The organism is Pseudomonas sp. GW821-FHT03E01, assembly GCF_059420765.1.
Genome location: NZ_JBWKUI010000014.1, coordinates 48,896 through 65,600, shown reverse-complemented (window position 1 = coordinate 65,600; position 16,705 = coordinate 48,896). Strand labels below are relative to the sequence as shown.

The window sequence follows — 16,705 nt, the reverse complement described above, 5'->3', positions numbered from 1 at the left end:
AGGATGCCTAGCGCCGCAGCGCCAGCATGACGACACCGGCCGTAATCAGGCCGATTCCGCCCCATTGGCGCAGGTCGAGTTTTTCGCCCAGCAGGATTACGCCGAGCACCGCCACCAGCACCACGCTGAGCTTGTCCACCGGAGCGACCAACGAGGCCGGCCCCAGTTTCAGCGCGCGGAAGTAGCAGATCCACGAGGCACCGGTGGCCAGTCCCGACAGCAGCAGGAACAGGTAGCTCCTGGCCGAGATCGATCCTAATGACTGATATTGGCCCGTGGCGTACAAAATCAAGGCCAGGCTGACCAAAACCACCACCGTGCGCAGCAGCGTGGCGAAGTCCGAGTTAACGTTTTCGATGCCGATTTTGGCGAAAATCGCGGTCATGGCGGCAAACGCCGCCGACATCAGGGCCCAGAATGTCCAGGAAGAAAAGAAACCCGAGCCCATGTTTTCGCGCCTTTCATAAGATCAATCTGAAACACAGAACCTTGTGGGAGCGAGCAGGCTCGCCCCCACAGTAAATCACTGGCAGGTTTTAGATCGCTTCCAGCTTGGCGTAACCGAGCATCAGCCACTTGCTGCCTTCGCTGAAGTTCACCTGCACCCGCGCCTGAGCACCGGCGCCTTCGAAATTCAGGATCACACCGTCGCCGAACACCGAATGCCGCACAGTCTGGCCGAGGCTGAACCCGGTGTCCGGGATCTCGCTGCCGCCGAACAGGCTGCTGGAACTCTGCTGCTGGCCTCCGCCGAACGGACGGCTGACGCTGTTGGACAGTCGCACTTCCTGGATCAGGCCTTTCGGCACTTCACGTACGAAACGCGACACCTTGTTGTAGGTCTCGCTGCCGTACAAGCGTCGGGTTTCAGCATAAGTCAGCACCAGGTTCTGCATCGCCCGGGTGATACCGACATAGGCCAGACGACGCTCTTCTTCAAGGCGACCGGGTTCTTCCAGGCTCATTTTGTGCGGAAACAGGCCTTCTTCCATGCCCACCAGGAACACGTAAGGGAATTCCAGGCCCTTGGCGCTGTGCAGGGTCATCAACTGAATGCTGTCTTCGTGCTCGTCGGCCTGGGTGTCCCCGGCCTCCAGCGAGGCGTGGCCGAGGAATGCCGCCAGTGGCGATTGCTCTTCGTCCTCTTCCGGGTTTTCGAAGTTGCGCGCGGCGCTGACCAGTTCCTCAAGGTTTTCTACCCGGGCCTGGCCTTTCTCGCCTTTTTCCGCCTGGTGGTAGGCGATCAGCCCCGACTGCTCGATGACGGTCTGGGTCATCAGGTGCAGTGGCATTTCCATGCACTTGGCGGCGAGGTTCTCGATCAGCTCCATAAACGCCCCAAGTGCACCGGCAGCGCGCCCGGTCAGGCCCTTGTTGGCCACCAGCTGACGCATGGCTTCCCACATCGACACGTCGCTGTGGCGCGCATGATCGCGAATCGCTTCGACGGTTTTTTCGCCGATGCCACGGGCCGGAACGTTGATCACCCGCTCCAGGGCCGCATCGTTGCCACGGCCTTCCAACAAACGCAGGTAAGCCATGGCGTTCTTGATTTCTGCCCGTTCGAAGAAGCGCTGACCACCATAAATGCGGTACGGGATGCGCTCGCGCAGCAAGGCTTCTTCCAAAACGCGCGATTGGGCGTTGGAGCGGTACAGAATCGCGATATCACTGCGAGCCAAGCCGGTTTTCAGCGCGCTTTCAATGGTTTCAACCACGTAGCGTGCTTCATCGTGTTCGTTGAACGCGGCGTACAGATTGATCGCTTCGCCTTCGCCACCATCGGTCCACAGCTCCTTGCCCATGCGCCCGGTGTTGTTGGCGATCAGGGCGTTGGCGGCCTTGAGGATCCCGGCGGTGGAGCGGTAGTTCTGCTCCAGACGAATGATCTCGGCATCCGGGAAGTCGTCGGAATACTGATAGATGTTCTCGATTTTCGCGCCGCGCCAGCCATAGATCGACTGATCGTCGTCGCCGACCACCATCAGGCTGTCGCCACCCTTGGCCAGCAGACGCAGCCAGGCGTACTGCACGGCGTTGGTGTCCTGGAACTCGTCCACCAGAATGTGCCGGAAGCGCTTCTGGTAATGGGCGAGCAGGCCCGGGTGGTCGCGCCACAGATCGAGGGCGCGCAGCAGCAGTTCGGAGAAGTCGATGACGCCGGCGCGCAGGCACGCAGCCTCGTAGGCTTCATAAATGCTGCGCATGGTCGCCAGGAACAGATCGCCGCTGGCTTGAATATGTTGTGGACGCAGACCTTCGTCTTTCTGCCCGTTGATGAACCACTGGGCCTGCCGGGCCGGCCAGCGTTGCTCGTCCAGGCCCAGCTCACGGATCACCCGCTTGACCAGCCGTTGCTGGTCGTCGCTGTCGAGAATCTGGAAGGTCTGGCTCAGGCCCGCCTCTTGCCAGTGCGCCCGCAATAAGCGGTGTGCCAGGCCGTGGAAGGTGCCGACCCACATGCCGGCCGGGTTGATACCCATCAGCTGCTCGATGCGATGACGCATCTCGGCAGCGGCCTTGTTGGTGAAGGTCACCGACAGAATGGAGTGGGGCGAGGCGTTTTCGACCTGGATCAACCAGGCGATACGGTGCACCAGCACTCGGGTTTTACCGGAGCCAGCACCGGCCAGGACCAACTGACGACCCACGGAGGCAGCTACGGCCTGGCGTTGGGCATCGTTGAGGGAGTTCAGCAGAAGGGAGAGATCATCGCGCATCGGGGCATTCTAGGGTGCGACGTCACACCGGGCAAACCGAGCTTTGCATTAGCCGATGAAAGAAGCACCGATGACGACCGGTCGGTCACTGGCTGCGAGCAGGGGCGGGGCTCGCCTGGCGGCTTTTACCCCGGATGCGGGCGACTAAAACTTTTGTCTATTTTATGACCTGAGGCAGTTTGGTCCGGGCATTTGCTTGTGTATGCTCCGTCCACAATTCGGGCTCGCATGCTCAACTATAAGAACAAGAACATCGCCTATGACCCTCAGCTCCGACCTGTCGGGCCCCTCCGTGGAGCCTCGGGCTATCCGCAAACAGTACGCCATGGAGATGGCGGTCGAACGCACGCGTCTGCTGTACCAGGGCTCGCTCTTGCCGACGCTTTTCATGTTGATCAACGGTCTGGTCTGCGCCGGGTTGCTCTGGAGCCCGCAACGCTACTTCGTGGTCAGTGTCTGGCTGGTCTGGTTATTGTCGCTGGTGGCGTTGCGGGTGATTCAGGTCGCGGCCTTCGATTCGGCGATTCCCAACCGTCAGGCCCATCCGATCTGGCGTCGCATGTTTCTGCTCGGTTCGGCGATGACCGGCCTGACCCTGGCCGGTGCCGGCATCGCGCTGGTGCCCGCTGACAATTTCATCCAGCAAGCCTGGGTATTCGGTCTGATCGGCGCCGCAGCCCTTTCGGCCAGCGTCGCTTATGCGGTCAGCCTGCCAGCATTTCTATCCTTTACCTTGCCCTGTCTGTTGCCCGCCATCGGCTATCTGTTCTGGGGCGGCGATGAACAGGAGCAGGGCTGGGGCTGGTTCGGGCTGATTCTTCTGGGCTCGTTGAGCGTGGTCGCCTGGCAGGTCAATCGGTTGATCGATCAGGGTTTGTTGCGGCGTTTTCAAAATCAGGCGCTGATCGAACACTTGCAGCAAGCGCAAAGTCGCAGCGAGCAACTCAATCACGAGCTGGCCAAGGAAATCGACCAGCGTCGTCGCGCCGAAGAAGAATTGCGCGAAACCCAGGTCGACCTTGAAAACCGGGTTGCCCAACGCAGTCTGGAACTGGATGCGGCCAACCAGGCTTTGAGCAAGAGCGAAGCACGGCTGGCGCTGGCGTTGAAGGCGAGCGAACTCGGTTTGTGGGACTGGAACTTGCAGACCGACGAAGTTCATCACACTCAGCTCCAGGAGTTGTTCGGGCTGGAGCCGGAATACGTGACGGCAATGCTCCGCCACCTCAAGCCGAGGCTGCACCCCGACGACTTGCCAGCGCTGAAGCGGGCGCTGGTCGAGCATTTGAAGGGCCGCACCGAGGATTATCAGATCGAGTACCGCGTTCGGCATGGCGATGGCCATTGGGTCTGGATCGAGGACCGTGGTCGAGCGGTCGAGCGTAGTGAAAACGGCCGGGTGATCCGCATGGTCGGCACCCGTCGCGATATCAGCGCCAGCAAGCACCTGGAAGAACAGCGCCAGCTGGCGGCGACGGTGTTCGAGGCGGCCAGCGAAGGCATCGTGATTTTCGACCCGAATTACGCACTGATCGCGGTCAATCAGGCTTTCAGTCGGGTAACTGGCTATGAAATCGACGACATGCTCGGGCGCAACGTGGTCGATTTGCCTTGCAGCCGCGACGCCCGTCGGCATTACGCGGCGATTCGTCAGGCGCTGGAGCAGCACGGTAGTTGGCAGGGCGAGTTGGTCGAGACCCGCAAGAATGGCGAGTTGTATCCGCAGTGGCTGCAGCTGAATGCCGTACGCGATTTGCGGGGAAATGTCAGTCATATCGTCGGCTTCTTCGCTGATCTGTCCGCTCGGCGTGAATCCGAAGAGCGCATGCGCTACCTCACCCACTACGACGAGCTCACGGGGCTGGCCAACCGTTCGTTATTCCGTGAACGACTAAGCGAGGCTCATCAGCGGGTGCGTCAGGGCGGTCGGCGCAGCCTGGCGCTGCTGCACATCAATCTGGATCGCTTCAAGTTGCTCAACGACAGCCTCGGCCACGAAATCGCCGATCAGCTGTTACAGAAAATGGCCCGGCGGTTGGTCAATGCGTTGCCGGAAGCGGACACCATCGCCCGGTTGTCCGGCGATGAATTTGCGGTGCTGTTCGACGCCTACGGCAACCTGTCGAGCCTGGCGCGCGTGGCGACCCGATTGTCGACCAAGCTGCGTTTGCCGATCACTGTCGAGGGGCATGAACTGGTGATGAGCGCGTCCATGGGCATCAGCCTGTTGCCGGACACCGCACGGGAGATTTCCGCGCTGGTCAGCCAGTCGAACATGGCCATGCAGCATGCCAAACACTTGGGCGGCAACAACTTCCAGTTCTACACCGACAGCTTGCAGGCCAGCACGCTCGAGCGTTTGCAGCTTGAGAACCAATTGCGCAAAGCCATCGAAGAAAAGCAGTTGAAGGTGTTTTATCAACCGAAACTCTGCCTAGCCACCGGCCGGTTGAATGCCGCCGAAGCGCTGGTGCGCTGGAATCACCCGACCCTTGGCCAGGTACCGCCGGGGGATTTCATCGGTCTGGCCGAGGAAACCGGCCTGATCAACGCTATCGGCGAGTTCGTATTGCGTCAGGCCTGCTGGCAAGCCTGCGAATGGCAACGTCAGGGGCTTGAGCCGATTCGGGTGTCGGTCAATCTGTCGGTGCATCAGCTGCGTCAGGGGAAACTGGTCAGCCTGGTGCGCCAGGTGCTGGAGGAAACCGGTCTGGCGCCGCACTATCTGGAGCTGGAACTTACCGAAAGCCAGTTGCTGGACAGCGTCGAGCACATCATCGCGACCTTCCAGCAATTGCGCGATCTGGGGGTGAAGCTGGCGATCGACGATTTTGGTACCGGGTATTCGTCTCTGAGCTACCTCAAACGTATTCCTGTGGATTACGTGAAGATCGATCAGGCATTTATCCGTGGGCTGGGAGAGAGCAGCGAGGATGCGGCGATTACCCGGGCGATCATTGCCATGGCCCACGGCCTGTCGTTGAAAGTGGTGGCCGAAGGCGTCGAACGGCCGGAGCAGCTGGAGTTTCTGAAGGTCGAGCATTGCGATGAAGTGCAGGGTTATTGGATCAGCCGTCCGGTTGAGGCTGCAGACCTGGCTGAGCTGTTGCGCGCGGACGAAAAAACCTCGTAGGTGCTACATGGAGCATATGTCGCGTGATATGGGGACATTGAGTTACGCATTGAGCAGGCAAAAAGCCGATTCATGTAGTATAACTACAAGCGTGCTACATCCCCGGCACCTGCCAATGACAAAGAGTCCAGCCCCTTGAATCTGCTGCAACACATCGCCCAGTCACGCCACCTGTTACGCAAGTCGGAGCTCAAGGTCGCCGACCACGTGCTGCTTGATCCTGCGGCGGTGATGCACAGTTCCATGGCCGACCTGGCCCACAGCGTAGGCATCAGCGAGCCGACCATCGTGCGGTTTTGCCGCGCCATCGGTTGCTCCGGGTTCCAGGATTTGAAACTGAAGCTGGCCCAGAGCCTGGCGGCCGGCGCGAGCTTCGGGCAATTCGCGATCCATGAAGACGATTCGGTTGCCGACTACAGCCTGAAAATCTTCGACACCACCCTGCACACCCTGATGGAAGTTCGCGAGAAACTTGACCCGGTAGCGTTGCAGAAGGCCGTGACCGCGATGTCCCAGGCCCAGCGTGTCGAGTTCTACGGCTTCGGTGCGTCGGGTGCGGTGGCGGCGGATGCCCAGCACAAGTTCTTCCGTTTGTTGCTGACTGCGGCGGCGTATTCCGACCCGCACATGCAGGCGATGTCGGCGGTGACCTTGAAGCCGACCGACGTGGCGATCTGCATTTCCCAGTCCGGTCGCTCAAAGGACCTGTTGATCACCGCCAACCTGGTGCGCGAAAGCGGCGCCACGCTGATCACCCTGTGCCCGAGCCAGACACCGTTGGCCGAGTTGTCGACCGTTAACCTGGCGATCGACGTGCACGAAGACACTGAAATCTACACGCCGCTGACGTCGCGCATCGCCCACCTGGTAGTGATCGATGTGTTGGCGATGGGCGTGGCCATGGCCCGTGGGCCGAGCCTGGTCAATCACTTGAAAAGCGTCAAGCGCAGCCTTCGCAGCTTGCGGTTGTCGCCAAAGTCAGTAAAAGCGCTGGACGATTGATTCTGGCTGCAATTGTGGCGAGGGAGCTTGCTCCCGCTCGGCTGCGCAGCAGACGCAAAATCTTAGGGCTGCTTTGCGACCCAGCGGGAGCAAGCTCCCTCGCCACAGGTTCGCGGTCAGCCAGTGAGTTTCATCGTTCTGTAACCCTCCCGCCGCCAAACCGTCATCCCTCGCGCCTATCTTGAAACTCCCGTACTCGCCTTGGGAGACTCGAAATGGCCCAGCCCTACGAAGAACGCAACAGCGCCGTCAAAACCCGTCGTCAGCAAGAAGACCAGCGCCGCATGGAATTTCGCCGCGCCATCGAAGATCGCTGCGAGCGCCGCCAGCTTCTGGCCGAAATCGGCGAATTTCCCGACGACCTCGAACTCAACTACTGGCAGGCAGCACCGATAACTTCCCGTCGAAACGCTCAACCAGTGCGCTGATTTGCGCTCGTTCGCTGCGGATAAACGCAAGGAATGCGTGGGCCACCGGCGATAGCCGTTTGGCCTTGGCCTGCACCAGGCACCAGCTACGCAGCAGCGGCAGCTCTTCGACCGGCAGCTCGATCAGGCCACCGGTCGCCAACTCAAGGTTCAGGGCGTGGCGCGTCAGCAGCGCCAGGCCCAGACCCGCCAGCACGCATTCACGCTGAGCTTCCGCCGAGGCGACCTCCTGGGTCTGGGTGAAGTGCACGCGCTTCTCTTTGAAATACTCCTCGCAGGCCAGTCGCGTGCCGGAACCGGGTTCGCGCAGCAGCAGCGTGTAGGGTTCCAGATCCTGCAAGCGCAATGGACCCATGTGGCACAGCGGATGATCCGGTGGCGCCACGGCTACAATCGGGTTGTTGAGGAACGGCAGGAATTCCAGCCCCATGTCCTGGGGGACCATCGACATGATCACCAGATCATCGCGGTTATCCGACAGGCGCCGGATGACCTGGCCACGGTTGACCACCGTCAGGTGCAGGTTCACTTCCGGGTGCTGGCGCTTGAACGCGGCAAACAGATGCGGCACGAAATACTTGGCGCTGGACTCCACCGCCAGTTTCAGCTGACCTTGCAATGAGCCTTGCATGTCCGACAGCTGCATATCGAGGTTTTCCAGGCGCCCGAAAATGTCCCGGCTGGCGCGCTGCAGCGCTTCGGCCGCCTCGGTCATGTAGAGTTTTTTGCCGACATAATCGAACAAGGGCTGACCGATCAGCTCTTCAAGTTGACGAATCTGTAGGCTCACGGCAGGTTGTGTGAGAGACATTTCGTCGGCAGCGCGGCTGTAGGACCTTAAATCGCACACCTCATTGAAGATCTGCAATTGACGCAATGTCATACGCATCAATGACTTACGCATTTTCTATAAATCCTGAGCGAAGGTCGATGACTCAACTATAAGTCTTTGCTTATGTCTGACCCAATTATTATTCATTTTTGTTAATCCCTTGCGACAGCTAGTGTGGAGCTGCGACTGAATTGAAACATTTGGTCACGCGTCGACCTGTCTAATCGGGTCGTGGGTGTCACCGGCTCAAGGGAACCTCCAAGTGATAAAAAAGATCCTGATTGCCAACCGTGGTGAGATTGCCGTACGAATCGTGCGCGCCTGCGCCGAAATGGGCATTCGCTCGGTCGCGATCTATTCCGACGCCGACCGTCATGCTTTGCATGTGAAGCGTGCGGACGAGGCCCACAGCATCGGTGCCGAGCCATTGGCCGGCTACCTGAACCCGCGCAAGCTGGTGAACCTGGCGGTGGAAACCGGTTGCGATGCGTTGCACCCCGGCTACGGCTTTCTTTCGGAAAATGCCGAGCTGGCGGACATCTGCGCCGAACGCGGAATCAAATTCATCGGCCCGTCGGCGGAAGTCATTCGCCGCATGGGCGACAAGACCGAAGCGCGCCGCAGCATGATCAAGGCCGGCGTGCCGGTCACACCGGGCACCGAAGGCAACGTGTCGGGCATTGAAGAGGCCCTGACCGAAGGCGACCGCATCGGTTACCCGGTGATGCTCAAGGCTACCTCCGGTGGTGGCGGCCGCGGCATTCGTCGTTGCAACAGTCGCGAAGAACTCGAACAAGCCTTTCCGCGAGTGATTTCCGAAGCCACCAAGGCTTTCGGTTCGGCGGAAGTGTTCCTGGAAAAATGCATCGTAAACCCGAAACATATCGAAGCGCAGATCCTCGGCGACAGCTTCGGCAACGTGGTGCACCTGTTCGAGCGTGACTGCTCGATCCAGCGTCGCAACCAGAAGTTGATCGAGATCGCTCCGAGCCCGCAACTGACTCCGGAACAGCGCGCCTACATCGGCGACCTGTCGGTTCGTGCAGCCAAGGCCGTGGGTTACGAGAACGCCGGTACCGTGGAGTTCCTGCTCGCCGAGGGCGAGGTGTACTTCATGGAGATGAACACCCGGGTGCAGGTGGAACACACCATCACTGAAGAAATCACCGGCATTGACATCGTTCGCGAGCAGATCCGCATCGCATCCGGTTTGCCGCTCTCGGTGAAACAGGAAGACATCCTGCACCGTGGTTTCGCGCTGCAGTTCCGGATCAACGCCGAAGACCCGAAAAACAACTTCCTCCCGAGTTTCGGCAAGATCACCCGTTACTACGCGCCCGGCGGTCCCGGCGTGCGCACCGACACAGCGATCTATACCGGCTACACCATTCCGCCGTTCTACGATTCGATGTGCCTGAAACTGGTGGTCTGGGCGCTGACCTGGGAAGAGGCGATGGACCGTGGCCTGCGGGCCCTCGACGACATGCGTCTGCAAGGGGTCAAGACCACCGCCGCGTACTACCAGGAAATCCTGCGTAACCCGGAATTCCGTAGCGGCCAGTTCAACACCAGCTTCGTTGAAAGCCACCCTGAACTGACCAACTACTCGATCAAGCGCAAACCCGAAGAGCTGGCCCTGGCCATCGCCGCCGCCATCGCCGCCCACGCAGGCCTGTGAGGAATAGAACAATGAGCAAACAAATCCACGTTACCGACACAATCCTGCGCGACGCCCATCAATCGCTGCTCGCCACCCGCATGCGCACCGAAGACATGCTGCCGATCTGCGACAAACTCGACAAAGTCGGTTACTGGTCGCTGGAAGTCTGGGGCGGTGCGACCTTCGACGCCTGCGTACGCTTCCTGAAAGAAGACCCGTGGGAGCGTCTGCGCCAACTGCGCGCCGCGTTGCCTAACACGCGCCTGCAAATGCTCCTGCGTGGCCAGAACCTGCTGGGCTACCGCCATTACAGCGACGACGTGGTCAAAGCCTTCGTCGCCAAGGCCGCGGTCAACGGCATCGACGTGTTCCGTATCTTCGACGCCATGAACGACGTGCGTAACCTGCGCGTGGCCATTGAAGCGGTGAAAGCTGCCGGCAAACACGCCCAGGGCACCATCGCCTACACCACCAGCCCGGTGCACACCATCGAGGCTTTCGTGGCGCAAGCCAAGCAAATGGAAGCCATGGGTTGCGACTCGGTGGCGATCAAGGACATGGCCGGTCTGCTGACCCCGTACGCCACGGGTGAACTGGTCAAGGCTCTGAAGGCCGAGCAATCGCTGCCGGTGTTCATCCACTCCCACGACACCGCCGGCCTGGCTGCGATGTGCCAACTCAAGGCCATCGAAAACGGCGCCGACCATATCGACACCGCGATCTCCAGCTTCGCCTGGGGCACCAGCCACCCGGGCACCGAATCGATGGTCGCCGCCCTTAAAGGCAGCGAGTTCGACACCGGCCTGAACCTGGAGCTGCTGCAAGAGATCGGCCTGTACTTTTACGCCGTGCGCAAGAAGTACCACCAGTTCGAAAGCGCGTTCACTGCCGTCGACACTCGCGTGCAGGTCAACCAGGTTCCGGGCGGGATGATTTCCAACCTGGCCAACCAGTTGAAAGAGCAGGGCGCCCTGAATCGTATGAGCGAAGTGCTGGCTGAAATCCCGCGCGTTCGCGAAGACCTCGGCTTCCCGCCGCTGGTGACCCCGACCTCGCAAATCGTCGGCACCCAGGCGTTCTTCAACGTGCTGGCCGGCGAGCGCTACAAGACCATCACCAACGAAGTGAAGCTTTACCTGCAAGGCGGCTACGGCAAGGCGCCGGGCACTGTGAACGAAAAGCTGCGTCGTCAGGCCATCGGCAGCGAAGAGGTGATCGACGTGCGTCCGGCCGATCTGCTCAAGCCGGAGATGACCAAGCTGCGTGCCGAAATCGGCGCCGTAGCCAAGTCTGAAGAAGACGTGCTGACCTACGCCATGTTCCCGGACATCGGCCGCAAGTTCCTCGAAGAACGCGCAGCCGGCACCCTGACACCGGAAGTGCTGCTGCCGATTCCGGAAGCAGGCGGTGTGGCTTCGGCCGGTGGTGAAGGCGTGCCGACCGAGTTCGTCATCGACGTTCACGGCGAAACCTACCGCGTCGACATCACTGGTGTGGGCGTCAAGGCTGAAGGCAAACGCCACTTCTACCTGTCCATCGACGGCATGCCGGAAGAAGTGGTGTTCGAACCGCTCAACGAATTCGTCAGCGGCGGCAGCAGCAAGCGCAAGCAAGCCACTGCACCTGGCCACGTCAGCACCACCATGCCGGGCAACATCGTCGACGTGCTGGTCAAGGAAGGCGACACCGTGAAAGCCGGCCAGGCCGTGCTGATCACCGAGGCGATGAAGATGGAAACCGAAGTCCAGTCGGCCATCACCGGCAAAGTCACCGCCATCCACGTGGCCAAGGGCGACCGGGTGAACCCGGGCGAGATTCTGATCGAGATCGAAGGCTGAGTTAACAGCCTCGATATACCGCTTTAAACCTCGGGGGGGCATGTGCTCCCCTTTTTTTTCGCACTGGGTTTGTGGCTGTTAGAAACTCATTCGCCACTGACCCGTCACGCCGTGGTTACGGCTGTCGGTGCCGATCTCGCCAGTGAGTCCGATGCCCAGGGTGTGTTTTGCTGACAATCCAAGGTCCAGCCCTGTATCGACCAGCAGGCTGTCACGATCCAGCGGCGCACCGGAAACGGTGAAGTTTTTTCCGCCCGTTACCAATCGTTGGCGGGTATCGCTGTAGACGTCCCCGTAAGTATGTTTCCAGCCGGCACTGAACCGTGGCGTCAGCTGCATGCCGTTATCCAGAGTGTTGAGCTTCGCCAGCCGCAGGCCGAACGTGCTGTTCAAATTGTTCTGCGTTTGACCGTGTACCTTCAGAGCCGCAGCGCCACCTTTTTCCGTGTAAGTGTCGCGTTGATAGCGCTGGTAGCCCAGGCTGGCAAACGGTTCGATGCTGACGTTCGTCCGCCCCAGGTTGTAACCCAATTCCGCAAAGGCCTGCTGGGTGTTGGCATCGTAACGGCCTTCGGGGCGGTCGCTGAAACCTTTGAAGGCAACCCGGCGTTTAGTGTTGCCATCGTGACTGCTGTAGGTCGCACCCAGGCGCAGGGACATTGGTCCGTTTTGACGCAGGGCATAAGCTCCCAAATGCCAGCTGTCGAGATCGCCGTCGAGTCCGCGGCTGTCCAGGCGCGTTTCGGATTTTCCGCTCATCACCCCGATGCGCCATTCTTCATCGATGCCCCAATCAGCTCCCAGTACCAGACCGTGGGTTGTGTGTTTCAGAGCGTCGTAGTCGCGATCCAGCGTTCCACCGTGACCCATTGCTTGAAGCCAGACTCGGCCATTGTCTTCGCTGCCGGCGGCCAGGCGTGGCGCATTGCGTCTGGTGGAATTGCTGTAGCTACTGGCGCTGTGCAGCTGACGCATGGCCGAGAGCATGGTCGCGCTGATTGGGCTGTCACTGTTCAGGGTCGCTTTCGCAAGGTTGGCGTTGTTGCCGCCGTCCAGCTGGTCGATGGCCTGGGAGGCTGTTTCGGTGGTGGAGGCAAGCAGGGCCGTGACAGCGGCGTTCGCGGTATTGGGAGGTGTCTGCGCCGTTGGACTGGCTTTGGGTTCTTCAATACTGCGGGCGAGTTCCCGACCGTTTTTGTTGGTCGCGAGACTCTCGAAAGGCACTTCGTTGCGAGCGTAGGTCAGGCGGACGGCCTTTTCGTCGCTGTAGTCCGGGGTGGCCGTCATGAATGCGAGATTGTTTTCAATATTGCCAAAATGCCCATCGACCTTGTCGGCCTCGATAATGGTGTACTGGGTGGTTTGCGGATAGTCACCCGATACTGCGACGATTTTCAGGGTGGCATTGCCGAGGCTGGCGGTGCCGTCGACTTTGATCGTCTCGTGACGGCCGTCGGGGTTGACCTCATAGGCCAGGATGGCCGAGTTGGACAGGTTCAAATTGCCTTTGACCCTTGGGGCGCCATGCAATCCATCGACGTTGACGCGGCCGGAGACATCCAGGCCGCCGACGGTGCCTGCACCTGCAAAAGTACCGCCGTGCGCGACTGTTACATGACCTTTAATGTCGCCATTGTTGAAGAGCTTTCCGACCGTAATCGCCCCACCTTCGATTTTCCCGTCATTGGTCAGGATGCCGTCATCGAGCACCACCACACCCTTGTTGAAATCTCCGGTACTGGTCAGCGTCCAGGATCCCTGCGAAACATACAGGCCGTTGAAGTTGCGGGTATTCCCCAATCGGCCACCGTCAGTTGCATCAAGCTGTATGACGTTGGTTCCTTTGCCGCCATCGACCCGACCTTCGAAGCTTCCACCATTTTTGACGATGATGAGGTCATCTCTATTTTCCGGTCTCAGGGAAGTACCTCGCCGAGCGGGCTGCGGCGCATCAATCACCGTTTGAAAGGTGGTGTCCGCCTCGATAAAGGCTAGAAGCCGGGTAAGCGGGTGCGGCTCAGTATCAAGCTGCCCGGTTACCTCAGCGATATTCGTCGCCTCAGCTTGCGCGGGTAGTTGTTGGGCGCTTGAAAATTCGGCGCAACCCAGCGCAAGCGCAATGGCCAGCGCCAGGTGTTGTGGTCGGTATTTGTGTTGAACGGGCATCGAGTACGGCCTCTTTTGATGGGAGGCCAAACTCTAAAAGTGAGGCTATAGGTGCCGATGTCAGCTGCTTCCGGCGGGCTTGCGGGGGGTGTCAGCAGGTTGTGTAGAAAATAGCCAGCCGCTTGAGGGCGGCTGTTTTTACCCATTTGAACTGGACGCTTTTTCTTACAGTGAATGAGGACAAGGGGGCTGGCGCTCCAGCAAAAATGCATCTTTCGCGGATCAAAAAAAGCGCAGCTCTCGACGGCTCCTACCGGCTTACGTACGCCTTCCCGTAATGCCGTTCCATCCGCGCCTGAATCAGCTCCAGTCCAATCGACATCAGCCAATAAATGATCGCCGCCGTCGTCAGCATTTCGATATAGCGATAGCTCGAGCGCCCGTACGATTGCGCCAGGAACATCACTTCCCAAACCCCCATCACCGAGATCAGCGACGAGTCCTTGAGCATGGAGATGAACTGGTTGGTGGTGGGCGGGATGATGGCGCGCATGGCCTGGGGCAGGGTGACGCGCCAGAAAATCACGGTTTCGCGCATGCCCAGGGCCAGCGATGCTTCGCGTTGGCCGTGGGGAACGCCGAGGATGCCGGCGCGGAAGATTTCGCTCAGGTAGGCGCCATAGTTCAGCGACAGGGCGATGATGCCGGCGGCGATGGCGCCCGGCACCACGCCCAATTGCGGCAAGCCGAGGTAGATCAGCAATATCTGGATCAGCAGCGGCGTGCCGCGAAAGAACGAGGCATAGAAGCTTGCGATGCCGAACGCCACGGCGCTTTTCGACAGTCGAGCCAGGGCCGTGATGAAGCCCAGCAGCGACGAAGCCACAATCGAGCACAGGCACAAGAACAGCGTCAGTGCCGCGCCTTGCAGAAAGCCGTTGGGCGCCAGGTGCAGGCCGATCAGGTTCGGCAGTTTGTCGAGGATGATCGAGAACTTCAGGTCGAAGCTCAGGAAGAAACTGGCGAACAAGCCGAACATCGCCGCCCAGGTCAGGTACAGCCGGGTACGGAAGCCGAAGACCCGTTGCAGTAATGACTCAGCCACCGGTTGCGGCGGCTGAGGAGGTTTGGGGAAGGAAGTCATTTGCTGATGTCGGCGCCGATCCATTTTTGCGACAGCTTGCTCAAGGTGCCGTCCTGTTTCAACTGAGCGAACACATCACGCACTTTGGCGTCCCACTGCGCGTCACCTTTTTCGATGGCCACCGAGTTCGGCTCCGAGTACAGCGGCTGGCCGGCGAGCTTGAAGCGCTTGTCTTCGTTCAGGCGCGGTTGCGCGGTGACGAGGTTGGTGAGGATCGCGTCCAGACGCACGCCAGCGCCCAGGCCCAGATCCTGGAACGCGACGTTGTCGGTGTCATACGGGGCGATCTGCACGTTCTCGAACGGGTACTGCAATTGGGTGTCTTCGGCGCCTTCGATCACCAGGTTTTTGTTCAGGTAGCTTTCATAGCTGGAGGCGCTGGTGAGACCGACTTTCTTGCCGCTCAGGTCCTTGGCGCTGTGAATGCTATCGTCCTTGGCATTGACCACGATCACGGCAGGGGAGGCGTAGTACTCGACCGGGAAGTCGAAGACTTCGGCGCGGGCCTTGCTCGGGGTCATGGAGCAGATGCAGATGTCGTAACGCCCGCTCCAGCGGCCGGCGGCAATCACATCCCAGGACGGCGTTTCCAGACGCAGCTTGACGCCCAGTTTGTCCGCCACGGCCTTGGCCACGTCGACGTCGAAACCGTCGAGCTGGTTTTGATCGTTGAGGAACGAGAAGGGTGGATAGCTTTCCATCAACACGCCGACCAGTTCTTTCTTTTGCTCGATGCGATCCAGAGTGGCGCCGGCAAAGGCTTGGGTGGAGGCAGCCAGAATCGTCAGGCCCAGGGCCAGCAGCGGTTGAAATTTCACAGTTGATCCCTGAAAAAAAAGAGGTTGTTATTAACCGAGTGGTGCGTATTAAATAGTTATAAGAACGACTCTGATAGTGAGTTATTTTCATAAGCTTATGAGTGAAAAGCATATGGGCGCAGGGACGGTAATTCTGGATGGTGGCATGGGTCGGGAGCTGCAGCGCCGAGGGGCGCCGTTCAGGCAGCCCGAGTGGTCGGCGCTGGCCTTGAGCGAAGCGCCGCAGGCGGTGGAGGCGGTGCACGCGGCTTATATTGAAAGCGGTGCCAACGTGATCACCAGCAACAGTTACGCGGTGGTGCCGTTCCACATTGGCGAGGAGCGTTTCGCGGCTGAAGGCCAGGCCCTTGCGGCGTTGGCCGGTGAGCTGGCTCGGCGTGCAGTCGATGCCTCGGGCCAAGCGATTCGTGTGGCCGGCTCATTGCCGCCGTTATTCGGCTCCTACCGCCCGGACTTGTTCGACGCTGCTCGGGTGACTGAACTGCTGAGCCCTCTGGTCAATGGTCTGGCGCCTCATGTCGACCTGTGGCTGGCCGAAACCCAGAGTTCGATCGTCGAAGCACGGGCGATCCATGCCGGTCTGCCGAAGGACGGCAAACCGTTCTGGCTGTCGTTTACCTTGAAAGATGAAGACACCGATGAAGTGCCGCGTTTGCGCTCCGGTGAACCGGTGGCTGAGGCCGCTGTGGTGGCGGCTGAGTTGGGTGTCGAGACTTTGCTGTTCAACTGCAGCCAGCCGGAAGTGATCGGGGCGGCGATTGATGCGGCGCGGGAAACCTTCGAGCGCCTGGGGGTGAAGATTCACATTGGCGCATACGCCAACGCCTTCCCGCCGCAGCCGAAAGAGGCCACGGCCAACGACGGTCTGGATCCGCTACGCGACGATCTCGACCCGCCGGGTTACCTGATGTGGGCGGCTGACTGGCAGAAGAGGGGAGCCAGCCATTTGGGCGGGTGCTGTGGGATCGGGCCGGAGCATATTGCGGTACTTGCCCAGACATTAGCGTGATGCCATTCGCGGGCA

The 16,705-nt window shown here is 60.0% G+C and carries 12 protein-coding genes; 6 read left to right on the top strand and 6 right to left on the bottom strand.

The genetic code is table 11. From position 1 onward, the window contains the following. Nucleotides 1–7 precede the first annotated feature (7 nt). Nucleotides 8–448 (bottom strand): EamA family transporter, encoded by a 441-nt coding sequence (locus AC07VO_RS22820; RefSeq protein ID WP_007934436.1) that lies wholly within the window; start codon nucleotides 446–448, stop codon nucleotides 8–10. An 88-nt stretch (nucleotides 449–536) separates the two neighbouring features. Further along, nucleotides 537–2,720 carry a DNA helicase II gene (gene uvrD, locus AC07VO_RS22815; RefSeq protein WP_007934438.1) on the bottom strand — a complete coding sequence of 728 codons (2,184 nt, stop codon included), beginning with the start codon at nucleotides 2,718–2,720 and terminating at the stop codon, nucleotides 537–539. 259 nt (nucleotides 2,721–2,979) lie between these two features. Here uvrD and AC07VO_RS22810 point away from each other — a divergent pair, with 259 nt between their 5' ends. The 3 genes from AC07VO_RS22810 (at nucleotide 2,980) to AC07VO_RS22800 (ending at nucleotide 7,283) form a co-directional block, all read left to right on the top strand. Beyond that, on the top strand, nucleotides 2,980–5,853 hold the full coding sequence (locus tag AC07VO_RS22810; protein ID WP_086945221.1) for an EAL domain-containing protein: 2,874 nt from the start codon (nucleotides 2,980–2,982) through the stop codon (nucleotides 5,851–5,853). Between the two features lie 135 nt (nucleotides 5,854–5,988). Continuing rightward, entirely contained in the window at nucleotides 5,989–6,855 is an 867-nt protein-coding gene (gene hexR, locus AC07VO_RS22805) for a transcriptional regulator HexR (RefSeq protein ID WP_017850032.1), read from the top strand. A 215-nt stretch (nucleotides 6,856–7,070) separates the two neighbouring features. Next, a complete protein-coding gene (locus tag AC07VO_RS22800; RefSeq protein WP_086945220.1) occupies nucleotides 7,071–7,283 on the top strand; it encodes a PA3496 family putative envelope integrity protein in 213 nt (70 codons plus the stop codon). Here the strand turns inward: AC07VO_RS22800 and AC07VO_RS22795 are convergent. After that, nucleotides 7,225–8,187, bottom strand: a complete 963-nt coding sequence (locus AC07VO_RS22795) for a LysR family transcriptional regulator (RefSeq protein ID WP_086945219.1) — start codon at nucleotides 8,185–8,187, stop codon at nucleotides 7,225–7,227. The genes AC07VO_RS22800 and AC07VO_RS22795 overlap by 59 nt on opposite strands. A 190-nt stretch (nucleotides 8,188–8,377) precedes the next feature. Here AC07VO_RS22795 and AC07VO_RS22790 point away from each other — a divergent pair, with 190 nt between their 5' ends. After that, on the top strand, nucleotides 8,378–9,793 hold the full coding sequence (locus AC07VO_RS22790; RefSeq protein ID WP_018927371.1) for an acetyl-CoA carboxylase biotin carboxylase subunit: 1,416 nt from the start codon (nucleotides 8,378–8,380) through the stop codon (nucleotides 9,791–9,793). 11 nt (nucleotides 9,794–9,804) lie between these two features. Further along, nucleotides 9,805–11,613, top strand: a complete 1,809-nt coding sequence (gene oadA / locus AC07VO_RS22785; protein WP_018927372.1) for a sodium-extruding oxaloacetate decarboxylase subunit alpha — start codon at nucleotides 9,805–9,807, stop codon at nucleotides 11,611–11,613. A gap of 78 nt (nucleotides 11,614–11,691) precedes the next feature. Here the strand turns inward: oadA and AC07VO_RS22780 are convergent, their stop codons facing one another. From AC07VO_RS22780 to AC07VO_RS22770, 3 genes are all read right to left on the bottom strand, one after another. Then, nucleotides 11,692–13,779, bottom strand: a complete 2,088-nt coding sequence (locus AC07VO_RS22780; protein ID WP_495007669.1) for an autotransporter outer membrane beta-barrel domain-containing protein — start codon at nucleotides 13,777–13,779, stop codon at nucleotides 11,692–11,694. 250 nt (nucleotides 13,780–14,029) lie between these two features. Beyond that, entirely contained in the window at nucleotides 14,030–14,863 is an 834-nt protein-coding gene (locus tag AC07VO_RS22775) for an amino acid ABC transporter permease (protein WP_086945218.1), read from the bottom strand. Beyond that, a complete protein-coding gene (locus tag AC07VO_RS22770; protein WP_064621156.1) occupies nucleotides 14,860–15,681 on the bottom strand; it encodes an ABC transporter substrate-binding protein in 822 nt (273 codons plus the stop codon). Before AC07VO_RS22770 ends, AC07VO_RS22775 begins: the two co-directional genes overlap by 4 nt. A 112-nt stretch (nucleotides 15,682–15,793) precedes the next feature. Between AC07VO_RS22770 and AC07VO_RS22765 the strand changes: the two genes are divergently transcribed. Continuing rightward, complete coding sequence (locus AC07VO_RS22765) at nucleotides 15,794–16,690, top strand: homocysteine S-methyltransferase family protein (RefSeq protein ID WP_064621155.1); 897 nt, start codon at nucleotides 15,794–15,796, stop codon at nucleotides 16,688–16,690. Nucleotides 16,691–16,705: the final 15 nt, after the last annotated feature.

Excerpts from the sequence above, each read along its gene's own strand:
- AC07VO_RS22820 (WP_007934436.1), bottom strand. The coding sequence starts at position 448 with ATGGGCTCGGGTTTCTTTTCTTCCTGGACATTCTGGGCCCTGATGTCG.
- uvrD (WP_007934438.1), bottom strand. The coding sequence starts at position 2,720 with ATGCGCGATGATCTCTCCCTTCTGCTGAACTCCCTCAACGATGCCCAA.
- AC07VO_RS22810 (WP_086945221.1), top strand. The coding sequence starts at position 2,980 with ATGACCCTCAGCTCCGACCTGTCGGGCCCCTCCGTGGAGCCTCGGGCT.
- AC07VO_RS22800 (WP_086945220.1), top strand. The coding sequence starts at position 7,071 with ATGGCCCAGCCCTACGAAGAACGCAACAGCGCCGTCAAAACCCGTCGT.
- AC07VO_RS22795 (WP_086945219.1), bottom strand. The coding sequence starts at position 8,187 with ATGCGTAAGTCATTGATGCGTATGACATTGCGTCAATTGCAGATCTTC.
- oadA (WP_018927372.1), top strand. The coding sequence starts at position 9,805 with ATGAGCAAACAAATCCACGTTACCGACACAATCCTGCGCGACGCCCAT.
- AC07VO_RS22780 (WP_495007669.1), bottom strand. The coding sequence starts at position 13,779 with ATGCCCGTTCAACACAAATACCGACCACAACACCTGGCGCTGGCCATT.
- AC07VO_RS22775 (WP_086945218.1), bottom strand. The coding sequence starts at position 14,863 with ATGACTTCCTTCCCCAAACCTCCTCAGCCGCCGCAACCGGTGGCTGAG.
- AC07VO_RS22765 (WP_064621155.1), top strand. The coding sequence starts at position 15,794 with ATGGGCGCAGGGACGGTAATTCTGGATGGTGGCATGGGTCGGGAGCTG.